Here is a 22,064-nt window from a genome sequence, read left to right as displayed (position 1 = left end):
GATAAACCGTGTTAAGCGTCCATTTATCAGGACGAGCTGACCCGGTTTATACCGTTACGGAGTAGTTATGAGCATGTTAAAAAACTTTACCATCCGCAGCGTGATGCTCTGGATCCTCGGGCTGTTTTGCCTGTTGTGGTCCGCCGTTGGCATGTACAGTGTCTACTCCCTGACGTCTCTGGGGAAAGGCAATGAGGTTGACCGTGAACTGGTTAACCAGACCAACACCCTCAGTAAGGGCAACGATCAGTACTTCCGGTTTATCACCCGCCTGAGCCGTGCAGTGGAGTCACGTCAGGCTGGCAGCGCCACGGCTGCAGCTGATATGGCTGCCGTGCAGAAGGCGCTGGATAATATGGCGAAACAGCTGGCGGATTTCAAAGCTGAAGCGCCTGGCCCCCTCGATGCGAGTTATTCCGCCGCAGTGATTGCCAGCTGGCAGAAGCTGCTGGATGAAGGTGTCCTGCCGCAGATGCGCCTGGCCCAGCAGCCGGTGCTGGATGATTTTAAACGCCATGCAGCTAACGTCACGCCGCCGCTGAGCCGCGATTTTGGTGCCAGCGTGGACAAATTCAATGCGGCAGCGAGCAGCAAGCTCGACGTCACCCGCGTCACGGTTGATCATCTGACTAACGTCACTAAAACGGTCATCGTGATGGCAGTGATTGCCGGGCTGATGATCCTGCTGTTTACCGACCGTTATCTGGTGAAAATGCTGGTGCGTCCGCTGGATGGTATGCGCGAGCACTTCCGCATGATTGCTGACGGCGATTTAAGCCAGCCTCTGGAAGACATCGGCCGTAACTGCGTCGGTAAGCTGGTGCCGCTGCTGCAGGTGATGCAGGACAGCCTGCGTGAAGCTGTAACCGCAATTCGCAACGGGACCGACAATATCTACCGTGGCGCTGCTGAGATCTCCTCCGGTAATAACGACCTCTCGTCCCGTACGGAAGAGCAGGCGGCCGCGCTGGAGCAAACGGCGGCGAGTATGGAACAGCTCACCGCGACGGTGAAACTCAATGCAGAGAATGCCGCCCACGCCAGCAAGCTGGCAGAAACAGCCTCGGTAACGGCCGGTAAAGGCGGCAAACTGGTCGGTGACGTGGTGACCACCATGCAGGGCATCTCCGGCAGTTCGAAAAAAATTGCCGAGATCACCAGCGTGATCAACAGCATCGCTTTCCAGACCAATATCCTTGCACTGAACGCTGCGGTTGAAGCGGCCAGAGCCGGTGAACAGGGCCGTGGCTTTGCCGTGGTTGCCAGCGAAGTACGCAACCTGGCACAACGCAGCGCCAACGCGGCGAAAGAGATTGAAATGCTGATTACCGATTCCGTCAGCCGGGTAGATAACGGTTCCCGCCTGGTCGGGGAAGCGGGGAGCACCATGGATGAAATCCTCAGGGCCGTGGGCGAAGTGACGGAGATTATGAAGCAGATTGCCTCAGCCTCTGACGAACAGAGCAAGGGCATCTCTCAGGTGGGCACGGCAATCACTGAAATGGACAGTGTCACCCAGCAGAATGCCTCTCTGGTGGAGGAAGTTTCAGCGGCGGCCAGTGCGCTGGAACGTCAGACGGAAGAGCTGACGCTGTCGGTCTCAAAATTCCGCCTGTCCCCGGAAACCACGCAGGTGAAAAAACCGGCCCCGTACCTCAGACCGGCAGGTATCGCTCGTCCGGTAGCCGCAAAAACCGCAACCTCTTCTGCTGACGAGTGGGTCTCTTTCTGACTGTCATTAATTATCCCGCCACCGGCTGTTGATAGCGGTGGCGTTTTTATTTCCCTTCGTTATCCCTTCTTTCCTCACAAGTAAACCCTCAGGAATATAACAATTCCCTTTAAGATGATTCCTATTAGTTTTTTTATCTATAAAATTCATCAAGTTATCATTTTTTACGCCATGGATGTTATTTTCAGAAAAAGGCCAATTTGAAGTTTATCTTCGCGTCATTGCGTTTTTATTTTGATAAAAGTCAAAAATGACGACTCATTCCAGGTAGGGCTGTTGCAATAAGGTTTTAAAGTCAGAATGAAAGATTTTTTCTTAAAGTTCATACGATTGATCTTTATAATGATAATCTTGCTGGCGCTTTTTCAAAACTGCCTTTCGATAACTTTTCACTAAATAATTACATTTGATACATGGATGATAAGGATGTAATTAATGTGAATAACCGTCAATGCCAATAAGGGCGATTGTCGATTTGTTAATTAACCCTGTGTTAGACTTATCTCCGTTTTCAGAAAACAATATAAATAATTGGTCCTAAATATTTAATTTAAATAAACCACAACAGGCCTGCTCATCCCGGCTGATGATTTCGGCTGCCTGTTATTTATTCAGAGTGCGGAAATGAACAAGATATTTAAAGTTATCTGGCATGCCAGGATGCAAATGTATGTCGTGGTTTCAGAACTTGCCAGAGGCCTTTGTCATGGCTCACAGGCGGCAGTCAAAGCAGAAAAAAAGCCCCCTGAATTAGTGTCCCTGATGACACCGCTGGCGCTGGCTATTGGCCTGATTTACGCGCCCTTATCAACAGCTGCCACGCCTGTCGACACCAGCTCTGCTCTGGATGGAGGATATGACAGCCTGGTGATCATCGGTGCCCATGACACCCTGCAAAGCCCTGATATACTATTGGGCATCAGTAATATCAATATTACACGATATTCCGTGCTGACACTGGACGGTTTTACATTTGGACTGGGCAAAGATCAACAGGACGAAGCCGGAACCGGCTACCGGATTGACACCTCCAGCGAGCTCGAAATTAAAACCACTTCGGACCTGATTTTTAAAAGTCATCTTTCAGATTCCGGCGTAATTAAAGTCGATACGAAGGGGACAACATTTAACTTCGACAGCAATAACGCCGGAGATGGTTTTACCGGGACTGTGGCGCTGAATAATACACATTTTGAACTTTCGGATATAAATACTCAGGCACTGAGTAAGGCAAAGCTGCGCGTTGAGAACGGCAGCATTACACACGTTGCTGAAGGCGAGCAGAAAATTGGCGGACTTGTTTTTGCAGGCGGGACCGTAAAATTTGATGGCGTTACGCCGGGTGGAACGACGTCTTCAGGCATGGTCCAGGCTAATGGTATGAATCTGCTGGGCCGGGGAACGGTGCAGGTCGATACCACCAGCGTCAGCAATGTTCGCCCTGAGGCGGATACTCAGAGTTCGATCCTTGAACAGGATGATACCGGTGAAATGATCAAACTGGGTAACTCTGATACCCAGGTCTGGGGCGGCGGCGGTAACCTGGTCCTGAAGGATGAAAACGGCAACGTTATTTCTGATGCCGTCGCCCATGACTTCACTCAGAACGGTGAAGTGGTAGCGAATGGCACTTACGATTATCGCCTCACCGGCGGTGAAGACTCTGACGGGTTGTATATCAACTATGGTCTGACTCAGGTTGAGTTACTGACCAGCGGTGAAAACGCGCTTAGCCTTGACGCGGAAGGTCATACTGCGGATGCGGCCGATTTAAGCGCCAAAATCATTGGCGGTGGCGATCTCGCTGTCGACAGCCAGCAGGGACAGACCGTGACATTATCCAACATGGATAACAGCTACACCGGGCAGACCGATGTTCGCAGCGGCAATCTGGCGATGCTGAATGACAACGTGCTCGGCAAGACCAGCGAGCTGAAGCTGGCGGAAAATACCGGCTTCGATATGCGAGGGCATTCACAAACCATTGGCGAGCTGACTGCGGCTGCCGGTTCGCTGACCGATCTGAATAGCGGGCATCTGACCATTGCTGAGGGGGGAACGTCTCTGGGCGAACTGGCCGGTGACGGCTTGCTGACGCTCGCTGGCGGCACGCTGGACGTGACCAGTGCAAATAACAATCTGCGTGCGACCGTCGCTATCTTGCAGGGAGCCACGGCAAATGTCGACAACACCCGGGGACTCGGCAGTGGCAACATTGACGATGCCGGTCTGATTAACGTAGATAATGCTGCGGGCGTGCTGTACAACAAAATCAGTAACAACGGCGAGGTGGCGCTGCACGGCAGTGATGTCGTGCTGGCTGGCGACAACTCCGGCTTCAGCGGGACATTCGCCATAGATCATGCCTCGATGCTGACTGCCTCTGAGCAGCGTCAGCTGGGTAGCGCCACAGTCGATGATTCAGGAACGCTGCTGCTGAATAACGCCAGTGACTGGACGCTGGCTAACGTGGTGACGGGCAGCGGTGGCCTGACCAAAGCCGGTGCAGGTATTTTAACGCTGAATGATAACGCGCAGTGGAGCGGCACGACAGAGATCGCGCAGGGCGAGGTGATTCTTGGCAGTGCAGCCGCTCCTTTAACGCTGGCCAGCAACCAGGTGAATATCGATGCTGCTGGCCGGTTGTCCGGATTTGGCGGTGTGGCCGGGAATATTGATAACCGCGGCGAGATGATTGTCGGCTCACAAGATGCAACAACCACGGCAGAAACGTTCAGCGTGGGCGGTAATCTGCAGAACAGCGGTAATGTGTGGATCGGCAGCAGCAATCAGCCGGTGGGAAATCATCTGGTAGTCAACGGTGACTATGCCGGGAATGGCGGTCATCTGCATCTGAATACCGCGCTGGGCGGTGACAGTTCAGCCACCGATAAACTCACTGTTAATGGCAATACTTCCGGCACCACCGGAGTCAGCGTGATGAATGCCGGAGGGACTGGCGCGCAAACGCTGAACGGGATTGAAATTATCCATGTCACCGGGAGCTCAGACGGCGAATTTACCCAGGACGGCAGGATCGTGGCCGGGGCTTATGACTACTCTCTGGTCCGTGGTCAGCAGGATAACAGCGGTAACTGGTATCTGATCAGCCACAAACCCGACCCTGATCCACAGCCGGATCCGCAGCCCGGCCCGGCACCACAACCGGATATCCGCCCTGAAGCAGGCAGCTATACCGCGAATCTCGCGGCTGCCAATATGCTGTTCACCACCCGGTTGCACGATCGTCTGGGTGAAACTCAGTATGTTGATGCATTCACCGGTGAGACGAAAGAAACCGGTATGTGGATACGTCATGAAGGCGGACATAACAACTGGCGCGACAGCAGCGGACAGCTTAAAACCCAGAGCAATCGCTATGTTATGCAGATTGGCGGCGACGTTGCGCGCTGGAGCGCTGACCGCCTTGACCGCGGGCATCTGGGCCTGATGGCTGGCTATGGTCACAACAGCAGCAACACCCGTTCCTCCGTGACTCACTACGGTTCAGGAGGCTCAGTAAATGGTTACAGTGCAGGGGCTTATGCTACCTGGTATGCCAATGATGAATCCCATCAGGGCGTGTATGTCGACAGCTGGGCACAGTACAACTGGTTCAACAACCATGTGAAAGGCGACGATATTCAGGGTGAAGCCTACAAATCCAAAGGCTTTACCGCCTCGCTGGAAACAGGTTATACCCGGAAAACCGGTGAGTTCAGGGGCAGCCACGGTTCACTCAATGAGTGGTTTATCCAGCCGCAGGCCCAGATTGTCTGGATGGGCGTGAAAGCTGACGATCACCGTGAATTTAACGGTACCGGGGTTCATGGCGAGGGTGACGGCAATATTCAGACGCGCCTCGGGATGCGGACTTTCCTGAAAGGTCATCATGCCATGGATAATGATAAAGAGAGAACGTTCCAGCCGTTTGTGGAAGTTAACTGGCTGCATAACAGCCGTTATTTCGGGACAAAAATGGACGGTATAGGTATCCACCAGACCGGCACGCGCGATCAGGGCGAAGTGAAAACCGGCCTGGAAGGGCAGATCGCTCCGCAACTGGATGTCTGGGGCAACGTTGGGGTACTAATTGGCGATAAAGGCTACAACGACGCCGCTTCTATGGTTGGCGTCAGATATAACTTTAAATAGGTTCTAAGACCTTAACCACGCCACCAGCTCCTGGAGTTGTGGTGGCGCTTCCTCCGACGGGCGCTGGATCAGACTGTAGACCGCGCCCGTTTTTACTGTCGCTGTAAAAGGCGCGATCAACCGTTTCATTGCCAGATCTGCCTCGATCAGCGTCACATCCGCCACCGTCACGCCAAATCCCTGAATGGCCGCACTGATTGCCAGATCCATCGTGTCAAAATGCTGGTTGCGCCTGATAGCAACTTTCACCTGCTGCTGGCTGAGCCACAGCTGCCAGTCACGGCTGTCAGCAGTTGGGTGCAGAAAGGTAAAGCGTGGCAAATCCTCAATCTTCAGATCGGTTTCCGGCTGCAGGCTCGCAGCGATCACCGGCGTCAGCTCTTCATTAAACAAACGGTAGCTGCCCGCGGTGGGGGGGCCATAGACAATCGCCGCATCAAAATTATCCAGCTGGCTGCTGTGGTCGACGGTGGTGGTTAGCGCCACATGCAGATCGGGCCGCGCCTGCTCCAGCGCCACCAGTTTGGGTACCAGCCAGCGCATGGCACAGGTCGGGGCTTTCAGGCGGACCACTGCATGCGTTTTACTGGCCTGTTCCGCTGCCTGCATCATCTGTTCAAAGCTGGTTTTCATCGCCGGGAGCAGGCTGGCGCCCTGCGGGGTGAGATACAGACCCCGTGCGTGACGGTCAAACAGAGCAAAACCCAGCCAGTTTTCCAGTGCAGCAATCTTGCGGCTGACTGCTCCCTGAGTGATACAGAGTTCACCGGCTGCGCGGGTCAGATTGAGATGGCGTGCAGTGACAATAAAGGCATGAACTGCATTTAGCGGAAGCGGACGCCGTGACATGAATACCCTTTGAGCTATGTTTAAAAGTCATGGCTATTATGACAACAATTCGCTTGTCGGCTCAAGCAGCCTCACGTTGAATGAGGAATAAAGCCTCAGATCACTACCGGAGACAGCATGACCATCCTTTCATCCGTTCAGCAGCATTCCAAACTTCCTGATGTGGGCACCACCATTTTTTCCGTTATCGGCCAGCTTTCCGCGCAGCACAATGCCATTAACATGTCGCAGGGTGCGCCAAATTTCCCTTGCGATCCGGCGCTGGTACAGGGCGTGACCCGGGCAATGGAGCAGGGCCATAACCAGTATGCGCCAATGACCGGACTGGGTGCGCTGAAAGAGGTGCTGGCCAGCAAGGTTAAAGCACTGTACGGCCAGCAGTATGATGCGGGCAGTGAAGTGCTGATCACCGGCAGCGCCAGTCAGGGGATCTATGCGGCTATTGGTGGCCTGGTGCATGCAGGCGATGAGGTTATTTTCTTCGAACCTGCGTTTGACAGCTATGCACCGGTAGTGCGGCTGCAGGGAGGTGTTCCCGTCGGCCTGAAATTGCAGATGCCGGACTTTGCCATCAACTGGGAACAGGTGCGGGCGACTATTACCCCGAAAACCCGGATGATCATTATCAACACGCCGCATAATCCAAGTGCGCAGGTGCTGAGCCGCGAAGATTTGGATCAGCTGGCGGCGATCACCCGCAACACCAATATCGTGGTGCTGTCTGACGAAGTGTATGAGCATATTCTGTTCGATGGCCGTCAGCATCAGGGCATGGCGACTCACCCGGAGCTGGCACAACGCAGCGTAATCGTCTCTTCCTTTGGCAAAACCTTCCATGTCACCGGCTGGCGGGTGGGCTACTGCCTTGCTCCGGCTGAGCTGATGGAAGAGATGGTGAAGGTACATCAGTTTATGATGTATTCCGCCGACACGCCGATGCAGGTGGCCTTTGCCGACTATTTGCGCAACCCGGAAAACTACCTTGGCCTCGGCGCGTTTTATCAGCAAAAACGCGACACGCTGATTGAACTGCTGAAAGAATCGCCGTTCCGTTTGCTTCCTTCGGCTGGATCTTTCTTTATGCTGGCGAGCTATGCAGATTTCAGTGACGAAACCGACAGTGAAATGGTAAAACGTCTCATTGTTGATTACGGTGTGGCAACTATCCCACTTTCGGCGTTCTACACGGATGGTACCGACAATAAATTGATCCGTCTCTCTTTCGCAAAAGACGAAGCCACGCTGCGGGCAGGCGCTGAAGCGCTGTGCCGGGTGAAGCCTCGCTAAACACTCCTGAGGGGAAGTTGATGAAGAAGTTAAGTGCACTGTTAGTGGCGGCAGGGTTGCTGTCTTCCATCTCTGCAATGGCGCAGGAAACGCTGCGTTATGGTCTGGAATCACAATATCCACCGTTTGAGAGCCGCAATGCGTCCGGCGATCTGGAAGGCTTTGATATCGAGCTGGGCAAGGCGATCTGCCAGGTCGGTAACTTCAAGTGCAGCTGGGTCGAGAGCAGCTTTGATGCACTGATCCCGGCGCTGGCCGCGAAGAAATTTGATGCGATTAACTCGGCGATGAACATCACTGAAGCGCGAATGAAAAGCATTGGCTTCACCAACCCGATTTACCGTATTCCAAGCCAGCTGATCGGCAAAGAAGGTTCCGGCCTGCAACCTGCGATTGACTCGCTGAAAGGTAAAAATATCGGTGTGCTGCAGGGTTCCGTACAGGAAACCTATGCCAAGAAACACTGGGAACCGCAGGGCGTGACCGTGACTTCCTATCAGGACCAGAACCAGGTTTATAACGACATGGTGGCGGGCCGTCTGGATGGCACGCTGGTGATGTCAGCGGCGGGTCAGTCTGGCTTCCTGGAGAAACCACAGGGCAAAGGTTTTGCTTTCGCCGGTGGCCCGGTTGAGGATAACGATGTTCTCGGCGTGGGGATTGGTTTTGGACTGCGTAAAAACGATACCAAACTGAAGCAGGAACTGGATGCGGCGATCGCTAAGGTTCAGACTGACGGTACAGTGACTAAACTGGCCGCGAAGTTCTTCCCGGGTATTGACGTTTCCGTTAAGTAACGGCGAACAAGCGGCCTGTATCTGCAAAGGGGAGCAGGTACAGGCCGCATGACCTTCTTTATTTCTGCGATTGTGCCAGTTCTACTGCGTCATCGCCTGCCGGGATCCTCATCGGCGACGTTGGATCGGTTGCCGCACGCCACACGGCTTCAGCCACAGCTTCAGATTCTGTTATCGGTCCGCTGTACTCACGCCATTCGGTAAATACCTGCTCGCCCTGGGTAACATAAGCGGGTGGGAAAGCCCCTTCCAGTCTTGGTTGTGCATTTTCCCCAAAGCGGGTACCTGGCGCACGCCCCGGCAGTACAAGCCTCATGCGGATATTGAACGGTTCCAGTTCCAGCGCCACCGATTCGGTAAAGGCATTCACGGCAGCTTTGCTGGCGGTGTAAACGGAAAGCAGCGGCAGTGATTTGATGGTCACGGTCGAAGTGACATTGACGATCACACCTGTATTACGCTCCCGGAACTGGGGCAGAACAGCCTGAGTCAGCGCGATAGTCCCCAGCGTGTTGGTTTCAAAAACTTCCAGCGCAGTGTCCATCGGAGTGCCTTCCAGCGCGCCGAGCATGCCAATCCCGGCGTTGTTGACCAGGACATCAATCGGTCCGGCAGCCTGCAGTGCTTTGCTGATGCTTTGCGGATCGGTCACGTCCAGCGGCAGAATGCGCAGGTTAGAAGACCGCGGCAGAATATCCTCGCGCGGGGTGCGCATGGTGGCAATCACCTTCCAGTCGCGGGCAAGAAAGTACTGTGCAGTCGCCAGGCCAAAGCCGGATGAGCATCCGGTGATCAGGACAGTTTTCATGGTTCACTCCTTTTCGGTTGGGGATTGAAAAGGATAGGGGGGAATAATCGGACTGACTATCACTCAGTGTCCATAAAACGTTTGCGAGAGTCCTTATTATAACGGTGAGAATCCGCCGGCCTTCACGACCGGGCGAAAAAGTCTCACGACTCAGCAGCCAGCAGGCAGAGCTTCTCTGCAACCTGATAGGACTTCACAAATGAAGGCACCGGCAGGAACTCGAACTTAGAGTGGAAGTTATGCGCGCCGGTGAAAAAGTTTGGCGTCAGCAGACCTTTGGCTGACAGGGCTGCACCGTCGGTACCGCCACGCATTGGCGTGACTTTCGGTTGGATATCCAGCTGTTCCAGCGCGGTAAAGATCAGGTCAACAGCCCGGCGATCTTCACCGATCGCATTGCTGATGTTGCTGTAGATATCGCTGATTTCCAGCTCAACTTTACCGGTTGGATACTGCGCGGCAATCTTCGCGGCAACGTCGTGCAGCCGGGTTTTACGCTGCTCAAAAGAATCCAGATCGAAGTCACGAATCGAGGCCTTAACCACGGCCTCGCTGGCATTGGCGGACATATCGTTAAACCAGACATAGCCTTCGCGGCCTTCGGTGTGTTCCGGTGTCTGCTGGCGGTCGAAATGGCCGATAAAGTCCCATGCCATCAGCAGAGGATTGACCAGCACGCCTTTGCCTGACATGGGATGTGCGGTCACGCCGGTGAAGGTAATCCTGGCTCCCGCCGCATTAAAGTTCTCGTAAACCACTTCACCCAGCTCGCAGCAGTCGATGGTGTAAGCGAAGTCGACGTTAAAACGTTTCTCCAGGTCCAGCGCCTTCGCGCCACGCAGTCCAATCTCTTCGTCCGGTACAAACGCCACCACGATATCGCCATGTGGCGTGTCGTGAGTCAGGTTTTCCATCAGCGTCATCACCACGGTGACGGCCGCTTTGTTATCCGCACCCAGCACGCTGGTGCCGTCGCTGAAAATAATGTCCTGGCCGTGATAGGCATTGATTTCAGGATGTTCTGCCGTTCGTAACCAGATGTCCTGTTGCTGATTAAGGCAGAGATCTTTGCCTTCAAAGCGCAGCGTCTGCGGGTGGATATGCGGGGAAAGACCGACGTCGACGGTATCGATGTGGGTGATAAAACCGATGCGCGGTGCAGCAGGGCGATTGCCTGGTTTGACGGCGGTCACGGTGGCGAACTCATCAATCACCACGTCCTGCAGCCCCATCTCCCGAAGTTCATCCGCCAGCATCTTCGCCATATCATGCTGCTCCGGCGTGCTTGGCAGCACGCTCGCTGAGGCATCGCTCTGGCTGGTGACGGCCAGATAGCGGTAAAAGCGGGTGCAAAGCTGATTAGCCAGTTCCTGATTCATGCAAATGTCCTGTTTGTGATGAGTGCATTGATAATTTACGGACAGAGACTGGCCGATTGCAAGTCGGTGTCCGGCAATGTGCTGAAAACTCACTATACTCAGAGTTCACGACAAACAAACGGGAGGAATGGAATGACCATTCATAAGAAAGGGCAGGCTCACTGGGAAGGCGACATCAAACACGGTAAGGGCACCATCAGCACCGAAAGTGGTGCGCTGAAGGAACAACCATATGGCTTTAACACCCGTTTTGAAGGCAAACCCGGCACAAATCCGGAAGAGCTGATTGGTGCCGCGCATTCGGCGTGCTTCTCCATGGCATTGTCACTGATGCTGGGCAACGAAGGTTTCACTCCGGAAAGCATCGACACCGTGGCCGACGTCTCGCTGGATAAAGCCGGAGACGGTTTCAAAATCACTAAAATCGCGCTGGACAGCAAGATCAGGCTGCCGGGCGTGGACAGCAGTAAATTCGATGAAATCATCAATAAAGCGAAAGCCGGTTGCCCGGTTTCTCAGCTGCTGAACGCTGAAATCACGCTCGACTACAAACTGAACTGAGCCTGATTCCACACTCCCTGCCGTCCGGCGGGGAGTAAATTTTCTGCCGCATACCTGATGCTAAACCGGTTCAACTTCCTGAAATATAGTTAAATTATATGCCTGTAAATGCAGATTTTTTGCTGGCCCCCTCTCTTTTTCCTGCGTAAATTGTTATCCGGACAACAGGTATTCAAAACGCGAGGATGCAATGAAAAAATCCGTATTGAGAACGGCAGTGGCCGCTCTGACGCTGGCAGTGGCCTCCGGGGCCATGGCGAAAACGCTGGTGTATTGCTCTGAGGGATCGCCAGAAAACTTTAACCCGCAACTCTACACTTCTGGCACCAGCGTGGATGCCAGCGCCGTGCCGGTCTATAACCGGCTTGTGGATTTTAAAGTCGGCACCACCGAACTGGTGCCCAGCCTTGCCGAAAGCTGGGACATCAGCCCGGACGGCACGGTTTACACCTTCCATCTGCGCAAAGGGGTGAAATTCCAGAGTAATAAAGCCTTCAAACCCACCCGGGATTTCAACGCCGACGATGTAATTTTCTCCTTTATGCGGCAGAAAGATCCCAAAAACCCCTACCACAACGTCTCAAACGGGGCCTATACCAACTTTGAGAGCCTGGAGTTTGGTTCGCTGATTAAAAGCATCGATAAGGTCGACGAGCACACGGTCCGCTTCACGCTGGCCCATGCTGAAGCGCCGTTTCTCGCCGATCTTGGCTGGTACTTTGCTTCCATTCTTTCGTCAGAATATGCCGATGAAATGCTGAAAGCCGGTACGCCGGAAAAAGTCGATCAGGATCCGATTGGTACCGGCCCGTTTGAGCTGGTGCAGTATCAAAAGGACTCACGCATTCTGTTCCGCGCCTTCCCGCAATACTGGCAGGGCAAAGCGAAGCTCGATCGCCTGGTGTTCTCCATCACCCCGGACGCTTCGGTACGTTACGCCAAACTGGAAAAAAACGAGTGCCAGGTGATGCCGTTCCCGAATCCCGCTGACCTCAAGCGGATGGGCGAAAATAAAAATATTACGCTGATGCAGAAAGCCGGGCTGAACATCGGCTTCCTGGCGTTTAATACTCAGAAACCCCCGTTTGACAACGTCAGGGTCCGTCAGGCGCTGACCATGGCAATCAACAAACCGGCGATTATTCAGGCAGTATTCCAGGGTACCGGCACGATGGCGAAAAACCTGCTGCCGCCGGGAGTGTGGAGCGCGGACAAAGACCTGAAGGATTACGATTACGACCCGGAAAAGGCGAAAACGCTGCTGCAGGAAGCCGGGATTAAACCAGGAACCGCAATTGACCTGTGGGCCATGCCGGTGCAGCGTCCTTACAACCCGAATGCACGTCGTATGGCCGAGATGATTCAGGCAGACTGGGCAAAAGTGGGAATTAAGGCAAATATCGTCAGCTTTGAGTGGGGTGAATACCTCAAGCGGGTGAAAAATGGCGAGCATCAGGCGGCGCTGATGGGCTGGACTACCGCCACCGGCGATCCGGATAACTTCTTCGGTCCGCTGTTCAGTTGCACCTCCGCCAACGGCGGGTCCAACTCGTCAAAATGGTGCTATAAGCCGTTCGACAAGTTGATTACCGAAGCCCGTGAAGAGCAGGATCATAACAAGCGCATCCAGCTCTACCAGCAGGCTCAGAAAATCATGCATGATCAGGCTCCGGCAGTGATGATTGCTCATTCAACGATTTTTGAACCGGTTCGCAAAGAGGTGACTGGCTATGAGATCGACCCGTTTGGTAAACATATTTTCTATCAGGTTGATGTGAAGTAATTTCCTGAGTAATCCTGTGAAATGAGGTCGCTACAGGCCTCTTTTTCCTCTCCGCTGGCAACCGGCCGTGTTCGTTGCCAGGTGTCTATCAGACGCTGAACCTTGTTGCGATCAACCAGGCTGGCAGGGGTGTAGATCACCAGTCCAAGATCGGCCCGGCCATCGATAGCAAATGAGGAGTATTCAAAGGAGACGTCTCCCACTTCGGGATGTTCAGTCCGCTTCAGCCCTTCTCCAAAGCGCTGTACGTCATAGTCACCCTGCCAGATGGCCGCAAAATCAGGGCTGCGCTGGCACAGTTCATCAACCAGCCCCTGTACTTTCTCCTGTGCCCCGGCACGGATCACTTCAGCGCGGAAAACGGCAACAACATTAGCTACATCCCGCCGCCAGTTACTCATGCTGTTACGCACCCGGGGATTGCAGAACAGGATGCGCAGAATATTGCGGTCTTCCGGTGGCAGCGTTTCATAGTCGAGCAACACGGCGCGTGCGGCATCGTTCCAGGCCACAATGTCCCACAGCGATGTTCTGACCAGCGCCGGGCTGTGCTCAAGCGAGTCCAGTACGCGCTGCAACTGCGGCGAAACCGGTTCGCCGGGCTGATACTGCACGCGGGGCGGGCGCTGCTGCGCCAGTAAAAAGAGGTGTTCGCGCTCTTCTTTATTCAGTTCCAGTGCTTCCGCAAGGCGGTTCAGCACTTCTGAAGAGGGGGAGCCGCCGCGGCCCTGTTCCAGCCAGGTGTACCAGGTGGCGCTGACATTGGCACGCTGCGCCACTTCTTCCCGCCGCAGTCCGGGTGTGCGGCGACGGATCGGTGAAATGCCAAAATTCGCCGGATCGAGCTTGCCCCGGCGATCTTTCAGGTAGTTACCCAACAGTTTGCTGTCTGGCGTCACAGAAAAGCCCTCAAGGTCATAAGCGAAAAATCAGGTCCGACTGCGTGAGGCGGCCTGCAATGATTACCAGTATAACGCAGACCCTACAGGCCATATTCATGCATGAATAGGGCATTCTGCTGTTGCAACTGTACGCGGATGAATTCCAGAAACAAATTGAGCGCCGCCGAGCGCTGGCGTCCGGAGACGGTCTGTACCTGCAGCGTTCGCTGGGTAAGCTGGTCGATCCCCATTGAGCGCAACGCGAGACAGTGTTCCCGCGCCTGATATAGCACGGTGAACTGGCTGCAAATGGTGATGGCCAGCGGATTCTGCTGCAGGAAAGTATAGAGGGTGCTGAAATTATTGCAGGTCAATGCCGGTTCGATAAAAGTACCGCTCATCTGGCAGCTCAAATCAAACAGCTGGCGTACCGTTGTGCCCTGGTCAGGCAATGCAACAGGATAAGCCGTTAAATCCTGCAGCTGAAATGTCCTGTTTGCCAGCGGGTGTTGCTGATTCATCACGATCAGCACCGGCGCAGCCCAGGAACCCACCACGTCCACGCCGCGCTCCGGATGCAGGCTGAACTGGAATGCCACGTCACATTCGCCGTGACGCAAAATGTCGGCCACCTCCAGCGCACTGCTGACCGTCAGATTAAAACTCACCGAAGGATTCTGCTGGCGAAACTGTGAGCACAGCGTCGGCAGAAGGCTGAAGGCCATGCCATCCGTGCAGGCCACGCGCAGTGCGGTACGTCTTACGGCTTTCAGCCCTTTAATTTCAGCCAGCGCGTGTTCCATGCCCAGCATGCTGCGGCGGACGTGATTTTCGAAGATTTTTCCGGCGTCATTCAGCACCATTCCCCGCGGATGACGTTCAAACAGCGGTGCGCCCACCTTAGCTTCCAGCCGCTGGATCTGGCGACTGATGGCCGATACTGCGACAAAGAGCTGCTGGCTGGCTGCGCTTAATGACCCGCAGTTGGCGACAGCCAGAAAATAGCGAATTTCGGTACTGTGCATCTGTGCGCCTCTTACTGGTGCATGCCGCGTGATTGTGCAGGAGCGCTTTGCTTTTAAAGCAAGACTGGTTTGATATTTTGATAATTGTGGCAAAGCAGGATTTTAGCTTAGATGGTCTGCATAACAAAACAACAAATCAGCAAGCACAACGGGCAGGCTTATGACAGGTGAACAGGCGGTGGCGCAGGCCACCAAATACTTCGACAGTGGTGAATTCAAGCAGGTGCTGGCCCGGCGGGTGGCAATCCGTTCTGAAAGCCAGCGAGAGGATCGTGACAGCGAACTGCAGCGCTATCTGGCTGATGAACTCACCCCGGCGATGCAGGCGCTGGGTTTCACGCTGACGCAGATTGATAATCCTCAGGCCCCGCTGCGGCCATTTCTTCTGGCCACGCGCATCGAACAGGCTGAGCTGCCCACGCTGTTATGCTACGGGCATGGTGACGTGGTGTTCGGCGATGATGAGAACTGGCGTGAAGGGCTGACGCCTTGGGAGTTGAAAGAAGAGGGCGATCGCTGGTACGGCCGCGGAAGCGCAGACAATAAAGGGCAGCACTCGGTCAACATAGCCGCACTTGAGCAGATCTTTGCAGCGCGGAGCGGAAGTCTGGGGTTCAACTGCAAATTCCTGTTCGAGATAGGGGAAGAGATCGGCTCGCCAGGTCTGGCGCAGATTTGCCGGGACCATCAGGAGCTGCTGAGCGCGGATATCTTTATTGCCTCGGATGGCCCGAGGCTGAATGCCGACAGCCCGACGCTGTTCCTGGGTTCACGGGGTGCAGTCAATGTTCGCCTCAGTATCAACGCCCGCGACCGCGATTATCACTCCGGCAACTGGGGCGGCTTACTGAGCAACCCCGGCACGCAACTGGCGAACGCTGTGGCGTGCCTGGTGAATCAACACGGTCAGCTGCAGGTCAGTGCGCTGAAGCCACCGGCTATTTCCGCTGACGTTCGCGCTATTCTCAGCGAAATAGACGTGATGACTTCCGGCAGCGGCCCGCAGATTGATCCCCAGTGGGGCGAAGCGGGTCTGACCCCGACTGAACGCCTGTACGGCTGGAATACGCTGGAGGTGCTCTCTTTTCTGACCGGTAACCCGGCACGGCCGATGAACGCTATTCCCGGCAACGCAACGGCAGTTTGCCAGTTGCGTTTCGTGGTGGGAACTGACTGGGAAAACATTGAGCAGCATTTGCGCCATCACCTGCAGGAGCACGGTTTCAGCCAGGTGGAAGTGACCGTATTACGCGGCTCTCCGGCAACCCGTCTTGACCCACGTGATCCCTTAGTGGGTTGGGCGCTGGAAGCGATGCAGCAAACCAGCGGCAAAAAGCCGGCGCTACTGCCGAATCTGGGGGGTTCGCTGCCCAACGACGTGTTTGCCAATATTCTGGGGCTGCCAACGCTTTGGGTGCCTCACTCCTATCCGGCCTGCGGACAGCATGCGGTTGATGAGCATATGCTGAAGTCCATCGCCCGTGAAGGGCTGCAGATCATGACCCGCCTGCTGTGGGATTTGGGCGAGCAGGGTGAACAACTGCTGGCCAGCCATCGTAACTATCAGCAGCAGAAAGGAGCTAAGCAATGAGCACCTTAATGCAACCGTCTGCGGCAACCGCAGTACAGCCCAATCTCTGTAAAACCCTCTTTGCTACCTGCGTGGGGAATGCGCTGGAGTGGTTTGATATTGCTGTCTACGGCTTCTTCGCCAGCTATATCGCCCATGCCTTTTTCCCCACTCAGGATCCGTCCGTTTCCCTGCTGCTGACCTTTGGCAGTTTTGGCGTGTCATTTCTGATCCGACCGTTTGGGGCGATTGTGCTGGGAGCCTATGCCGATCGCGCAGGGCGCAAAAAAGCGCTGATGTTATCCATCCAGCTGATGATGCTGGGCGGGGTAATCATCGTGCTGATGCCGTCCTATAGCAGTATCGGATTGATTGCTCCGGTGATGATCCTGCTGGCAAGGCTGATTCAGGGCTTTTCGGCGGGGGGGGAATTCGGCAGCTCAACGGCCTTTCTGGTGGAGCATTTTCCTGAACGCCGCGCGTTTATTGCCAGCTGGCAGTTTGCCACTCAGGGGGCGAGTACGCTGATGGCGTCGGCCTTCGGGCTGGGCCTGACCCAGTGGCTGAGTGAGGCGCAGATCCAGCAGTGGGGATGGCGTATTCCGTTTGCTTTTGGCCTGCTGATTGGGCCGGTGGGCTTGTATATCCGTCGCCATGTGCATGAACCAGCCAGTTTCACCGCACAGCAGCAGACCCATTCCCCACTCAAACTTCTGGTGGGTCAGCAAAAGCGCCTGTTGTTACTGGCGATTGGGCTGATGGTTATCTCCACCGCCATCAACTATATGCTGAATTATGTGCCTACTTATGCGACAAAAAGCCTGCATCTGCCAGGATCTGCTGCCTTCAGCGCCACGTTGCTGGCCGGGGTGATCCTGACGGTGGTGACGCCGCTGATGGGGATGTGGGCGGAAAAAATAGGTCGCAGACCGCTGATGTGGAGTTCGTTGGGGCTGCTGATCCTGACTATTTACCCGGCCTTCCTGCTGGTGGTTAACCATCCCACCGGCGGGATGCTGCTGGTTTTGGTCGGCTGGATGGCGCTGCTGAAGTCGGTTTATTTTTCTACCGTTCCGTCGATGATGGCCGATCTTTTCCCCACAGCTACCCGTGCCAGCGGCATGGCAATTAGCTATAACATTGCGGTGACAGTGTTCGGCGGTTTTGCACCGCTGATCTGCACCATGCTGATTACTGCAACCGGCACCAGCCTCGCCCCAAGCTATTATCTGATGGTACTGGCGCTGGTCAGCGGCTGGGCGCTGTATAAAAGCCAGCGCAGGCTCAAGAATTAACAAAAAACACGTTGCAAGTTTTAATGACGGTGGTATCAGTAATAGCTGATTAACAGGGTTGTTACTGTAAAACAGGCAAAACCTGAGCCGGTCTGATTATTTTCAGACCGGCTCAGGTTTTTTTTTGGATTAATTATGGAGATCACAATGAAAAAAATTTTACTGACCACAGGGATCCTGCTCGGCAGCATAATGACCGCACAGGGAGCAGAGCGACCATTACGCATTTTGCTGGTGAACGATGATGGTTGCCACTCGCCGGGCATCACCCAACTGCAGAGTAAGCTGGTGGCAAAAGGCTATGACGTCTGGCTGGTGGGGCCTGCCACAAATCAAAGCGGCATCGGTTCGGCCATCACTTTTAAACCCAATAAAATTTTCGATGTTGAAAAAGTTGCAGAAAAAACATGGTGTTTTCCCGGCACTCCAGCGGATTCTGTGGACTTCGGCCTGCTGGGCGTGATGAAGGACTCACCACCGGACCTGGTCATTTCAGGGGTTAACGATGGCCCGAACACCGGCGTTGCCCAACTGAATTCCGGTACGCTGGGAGCGGCGGTCAGGGCTGTCCGCTATGGTTATCCGTCCATTGCTGCCAGCATTGGGTATAACCTGACCGAAGAAGAGATGCGCAGCGGCTGGCCGAGCACGAAAAAATACTGGCCGGATGCAATAGATTACGTGGTGACCATGGTAGGAAAATTGGCGTATGACTGGCAGCCGGGGAAATCTTTATTACCTGAAGGTTCGGGCCTGAGTATTAACTACCCGCCTTTGCCTGAAGGGGAAATAAAGGGCGTGAAATATAGTGATAATGAACGTTATCCGACGCCACAGCATCATTATAAATTGCTGCCTGATGGCAAGGCTCAACAGATTATGAATCAGGCGGTATTGCAACCCAGCCAGGCTGACACGGATACCGGGTGGCTGAATAAAGGCTATATTGTTTATTCAATTTTTGATGGGGACTGGAATGCAGCTCAACTGACGGGAGAATATCAGCAGCGGTTGGGTAACGGGCCGCTATCGAATTAATGCTGATGACTGAAATGATTAAGGCCGGAATTTCCGGCCTTGTTTTTCGGCTTTTAGTGAGCCTGCAAATAAGCCACATGGGTCTGCAGATACTCTTCCAGCCCGTGACGGCCATCCGCGCCGCCGATGCCAGATTTCCGCCAGCCAGCATGGAAGCCCTGCATCGCTTCGAAGTTTTCGCGGTTAACGTAGGTTTCGCCGAACTTCAGCTGTTTCAGCGCCTGCATGGTGGTGTTCAGGTTCTCGGTAAAAATTGAGGAAGTCAGACCGTACTCGCTGTCATTCGCCAGCGCGATAGCTTCGTCCAGGGTTTTGAAAGCAATCACCGGCAGCACCGGACCAAAAGTCTCATCCTGCACGATAGCCATTTCCTGCCGCACGTTGGTCAACAGGGTGGGCTCAAAGAAGAAGCCACGGTCGCCTTTACGCTTGCCGCCCGTCACCACTTTCGCCCCTTGTTCCACGGCGTGAGCCACTTTCTGCTCGACGCGCTTCAGGGCATCGGCAGATATCAGCGGACCCATCGTCACGTTATTTTCTTTCGCCGTATCGCCGCTGGTCACTTCTTTAAATGCTGCGGTCAGGCGTTTTACCATCTCGTCATACACACCTTCCTGCACGTAGAGGCGTTCTGCACAATTACAGACCTGCCCGGTATTGATCATCCGTGAATCAACAATCGCTTTTACCGCCAGATCGAGGTTGGCATCGTTCATCACAATGGCAGGCGCTTTGCCACCCAGTTCCAGCGACACTTTGGTGACGTTTTTCGCGGCGGCCTGCAGAGTGGCGATCCCGGCATTGACGCTGCCGGTCAGGCTGACCATACCGACTTCAGGATTGGCGGCCAGCGCCTGGCCCACTTCCGGGCCATAGCCGGTGACCAGGTTGAACACCCCGGCAGGCAGGCCGACTTCATCAACAATCTCCGCAAACAGGATCGCATTGTTCGGCGTCAGTTCACTGGGTTTAATGACGATGGTGTTGCCGGTGATCAGCGCTGGCGCGGCTTTGCGGGCAATCAGAAAGAAAGGGAAGTTCCACGGCAGGATGCCGGTCGTCACCCCAATGGCTTTTTTGAATACCATGATGGTTTCATTGGCGCGGTCACTCTGGACGATTTCACCCTCGTAACGACGCGCCCATTCGGCCATGTAATCGAGGTAATCGGCGGTGAACAGCACCTCGGTTTGCGCCAGCTGCTGAGTTTTTCCGCCTTCGGCAACAATAGTGGCGGTGATTTCCGCTTCGCGACGACGCACGCCAGCGGCAATTTTCCGCAGCCAGTTACCGCGCTCGATGGCTGACAGTGCTTCCCATCCGGCCTGAGCAGCGGAAGCAGCCTCGATGGCGCGGTCGGCATCTTCCCGGCCACCTTCCGGGATCTGCGAAAGGATCTCTTCAGTGGCCGGATTAATCACATCAATCCAGCGACCACTGCGGTTTTCGACAAACTGACCGTTAATGTACAGACGATGTTGGCGCAGGGACATGGCAAATTCTCCGTAAACGATTTTTTATAGTGTGGTTAATGGGTTGTTGCATAAAAAGCATAGTGCCGGAGCGGCAAAAGAGCCGCCTTTCTGTGGCTGCCAGACGCCCACTGAAGATGGCAAAAAAGAAAAGGTGTGAAGCAGGACGGAGAAAACAGGATTTTTCTGAGTTAAATTAGAGGATTAGGATGGCTTACGCTTCTTTACAGTTAAAATCACCAGAAACCGTATTTGTGATCGCTGTCGGCGGCAGGCGCTGGATTTTGCCATTTTTGCCGGGTGCCGGGCAGTCAGCCTAAGGTGGCACCCGAACGTTCCTTCGTAGACTGCAACCTACCGGGAAAATTACCCTCCTACGAAGGAAGAGAATAATGAGTCAAGCTATCGTGTCAGGCATCCTCTGGCATCTGGTAGGCGCCGCCAGTGCCGCTTGCTTTTATGCCCCGTTCAAAAAAGTCCGCCACTGGTCATGGGAAACCATGTGGTCAGTAGGTGGCATCATGTCATGGATCATTCTGCCCTGGGCCGTCAGTGCCGTGCTGTTGCCGAATTTCTGGGGCTACTACAGCTCCTTTTCCCTCTCACAGCTGTTGCCGGTCTTCCTGTTCGGTGCGATGTGGGGCGTGGGTAACATCAACTATGGACTGACCATGCGCTATCTCGGCATGTCGATGGGGATTGGTATCGCCATCGGGATCACCTTAGTGGTCGGCACGCTGATGACTCCGCTGTTACAGGGACGTTTTGTCGAACTGTTCAGCTCAGAAGGCGGCAGGCTGACGCTGCTGGGTGTGCTGGTCGCGCTGGCTGGCGTGGCGATTGTTTCCCGTGCGGGCCTGCTGAAAGAGCGGGCGATGGGGATCACCGCTGAAGAGTTCAACCTGAAGAAAGGGCTGCTGCTGGCGGTGATGTGTGGCGTCTTCTCCGCAGGGATGTCCTTTGCCATGAACGCCGCGAAACCGATGCATGATGCGGCTGCGGCATTAGGTATCGATCCGCTGTATACCGCGCTGCCAAGCTACGTCATTATCATGGGCGGCGGTGCGGTGGTAAACCTTGGTTTCTGCTTTATCCGTCTGGCCACCAAATCCAGCCTGTCGGTGAAAAGCGACTTCTCGGTAGCGAAATCACTGTTGATTTCTAATGTGCTGTTGTCGCTGCTGGGCGGAACCATGTGGTATCTGCAGTTCTTCTTTTACGCCTGGGGCCATGCGCGCATTCCGGCGCAGTACGACTTTATCAGCTGGATGCTGCACATGAGTTTCTATGTGCTGTGTGGTGGTCTGGTAGGGCTGGTACTGAAAGAGTGGAAAAACGTTGGACGTCGTCCGGTCAGCGTACTGTGCGGAGGCTGCTTTGTGATTATCATCGCCGCCAATATCGTCGGCATGGGAATGATGAACTGATCGCT

The 22,064-nt window shown here is 54.6% G+C and carries 16 protein-coding genes and 1 pseudogene; 11 read left to right on the top strand and 6 right to left on the bottom strand.

What is annotated here, in order from left to right:
- Nucleotides 1-67: 67 nt before the first annotated feature.
- The 3 genes and pseudogenes from GSQ70_RS04930 (at nt 68) to GSQ70_RS04925 (ending at nt 5,887) form a co-directional block, all read left to right on the top strand.
- Nucleotides 68-1,732: a methyl-accepting chemotaxis protein gene (locus GSQ70_RS04930; RefSeq protein ID WP_158781519.1), complete on the top strand. Its 1,665-nt coding sequence runs from the start codon at nt 68-70 to the stop codon at nt 1,730-1,732.
- 624 nt (nt 1,733-2,356) lie between these two features.
- A pseudogene (locus GSQ70_RS26335) lies at nt 2,357-2,428 on the top strand (ESPR domain-containing protein); the annotation flags it as partial.
- Between the two features lie 57 nt (nt 2,429-2,485).
- Nucleotides 2,486-5,887, top strand: a complete 3,402-nt coding sequence (locus tag GSQ70_RS04925; RefSeq protein WP_370521105.1) for an autotransporter outer membrane beta-barrel domain-containing protein — start codon at nt 2,486-2,488, stop codon at nt 5,885-5,887.
- A gap of 3 nt (nt 5,888-5,890) precedes the next feature.
- On the opposite strand, the gene GSQ70_RS04920 is transcribed toward GSQ70_RS04925, so the two are convergent.
- Nucleotides 5,891-6,736, bottom strand: a complete 846-nt coding sequence (locus tag GSQ70_RS04920) for a LysR substrate-binding domain-containing protein (protein WP_158781517.1) — start codon at nt 6,734-6,736, stop codon at nt 5,891-5,893.
- A 117-nt stretch (nt 6,737-6,853) separates the two neighbouring features.
- Between GSQ70_RS04920 and GSQ70_RS04915 the strand changes: the two genes are divergently transcribed.
- Nucleotides 6,854-8,023, top strand: a complete 1,170-nt coding sequence (locus tag GSQ70_RS04915) for a methionine aminotransferase (protein WP_158781516.1) — start codon at nt 6,854-6,856, stop codon at nt 8,021-8,023.
- Between the two features lie 20 nt (nt 8,024-8,043).
- The gene (locus GSQ70_RS04910; protein ID WP_158781515.1) at nt 8,044-8,820 is read left to right on the top strand and encodes a transporter substrate-binding domain-containing protein; all 777 of its coding nucleotides are present in this window, start codon (nt 8,044-8,046) and stop codon (nt 8,818-8,820) included.
- Nucleotides 8,821-8,878: 58 nt separating this feature from the next.
- Here GSQ70_RS04910 and GSQ70_RS04905 read toward each other — a convergent pair whose 3' ends face one another.
- Both GSQ70_RS04905 and pepT read right to left on the bottom strand, forming a co-directional pair.
- The gene (locus tag GSQ70_RS04905; protein WP_158781514.1) at nt 8,879-9,628 is read right to left on the bottom strand and encodes an SDR family oxidoreductase; all 750 of its coding nucleotides are present in this window, start codon (nt 9,626-9,628) and stop codon (nt 8,879-8,881) included.
- A 143-nt stretch (nt 9,629-9,771) separates the two neighbouring features.
- Complete coding sequence (pepT, locus tag GSQ70_RS04900; protein WP_158781513.1) at nt 9,772-11,007, bottom strand: peptidase T; 1,236 nt, start codon at nt 11,005-11,007, stop codon at nt 9,772-9,774.
- 132 nt (nt 11,008-11,139) lie between these two features.
- Between pepT and GSQ70_RS04895 the strand changes: the two genes are divergently transcribed.
- Both GSQ70_RS04895 and GSQ70_RS04890 read left to right on the top strand, forming a co-directional pair.
- Nucleotides 11,140-11,568 (top strand): OsmC family protein, encoded by a 429-nt coding sequence (locus GSQ70_RS04895; protein ID WP_158781512.1) that lies wholly within the window; start codon nt 11,140-11,142, stop codon nt 11,566-11,568.
- 190 nt (nt 11,569-11,758) lie between these two features.
- On the top strand, nt 11,759-13,351 hold the full coding sequence (locus GSQ70_RS04890; protein WP_158781511.1) for an ABC transporter substrate-binding protein: 1,593 nt from the start codon (nt 11,759-11,761) through the stop codon (nt 13,349-13,351).
- Here the strand turns inward: GSQ70_RS04890 and GSQ70_RS04885 are convergent.
- Together GSQ70_RS04885 and GSQ70_RS04880 are read right to left on the bottom strand one after the other, a co-directional pair.
- A complete protein-coding gene (locus tag GSQ70_RS04885) occupies nt 13,333-14,250 on the bottom strand; it encodes a helix-turn-helix transcriptional regulator (protein WP_158781510.1) in 918 nt (305 codons plus the stop codon). The two genes, GSQ70_RS04890 and GSQ70_RS04885, sit on opposite strands and share 19 nt — an antisense overlap.
- 83 nt (nt 14,251-14,333) lie before the next feature.
- Nucleotides 14,334-15,257, bottom strand: a complete 924-nt coding sequence (locus GSQ70_RS04880) for a LysR family transcriptional regulator (protein ID WP_158781509.1) — start codon at nt 15,255-15,257, stop codon at nt 14,334-14,336.
- A gap of 160 nt (nt 15,258-15,417) precedes the next feature.
- On the opposite strand from GSQ70_RS04880, the gene GSQ70_RS04875 reads away from it, so the two are divergent.
- The 3 genes from GSQ70_RS04875 (at nt 15,418) to surE (ending at nt 19,160) form a co-directional block, all read left to right on the top strand.
- Nucleotides 15,418-16,848, top strand: coding sequence for a M20 family metallopeptidase (locus tag GSQ70_RS04875; RefSeq protein ID WP_158781508.1), 1,431 nt, complete (start codon nt 15,418-15,420; stop codon nt 16,846-16,848).
- Nucleotides 16,845-18,122 carry an MFS transporter gene (locus tag GSQ70_RS04870; protein WP_158781507.1) on the top strand — a complete coding sequence of 426 codons (1,278 nt, stop codon included), beginning with the start codon at nt 16,845-16,847 and terminating at the stop codon, nt 18,120-18,122. Before GSQ70_RS04875 ends, GSQ70_RS04870 begins: the two co-directional genes overlap by 4 nt.
- Nucleotides 18,123-18,269: 147 nt before the next feature.
- Nucleotides 18,270-19,160 carry a 5'/3'-nucleotidase SurE gene (surE, locus tag GSQ70_RS04865; RefSeq protein ID WP_158781506.1) on the top strand — a complete coding sequence of 297 codons (891 nt, stop codon included), beginning with the start codon at nt 18,270-18,272 and terminating at the stop codon, nt 19,158-19,160.
- A gap of 53 nt (nt 19,161-19,213) precedes the next feature.
- On the opposite strand, the gene aldA is transcribed toward surE, so the two are convergent.
- Complete coding sequence (gene aldA / locus GSQ70_RS04860) at nt 19,214-20,653, bottom strand: aldehyde dehydrogenase (RefSeq protein WP_158781505.1); 1,440 nt, start codon at nt 20,651-20,653, stop codon at nt 19,214-19,216.
- A 371-nt stretch (nt 20,654-21,024) separates the two neighbouring features.
- Between aldA and rhaT the strand changes: the two genes are divergently transcribed.
- On the top strand, nt 21,025-22,059 hold the full coding sequence (gene rhaT / locus GSQ70_RS04855) for an L-rhamnose/proton symporter RhaT (RefSeq protein WP_158781504.1): 1,035 nt from the start codon (nt 21,025-21,027) through the stop codon (nt 22,057-22,059).
- The last annotated feature ends 5 nt before the right edge of the window (nt 22,060-22,064 follow it).

This window comes from Pantoea sp. BAV 3049, assembly GCF_009765445.1.
Classification (GTDB): Bacteria; Pseudomonadota; Gammaproteobacteria; order Enterobacterales; family Enterobacteriaceae; genus Erwinia.
The sequence above is the reverse complement of the archived record's forward strand: the minus strand, read 5'-3'. Positions and strand labels throughout refer to the sequence as shown.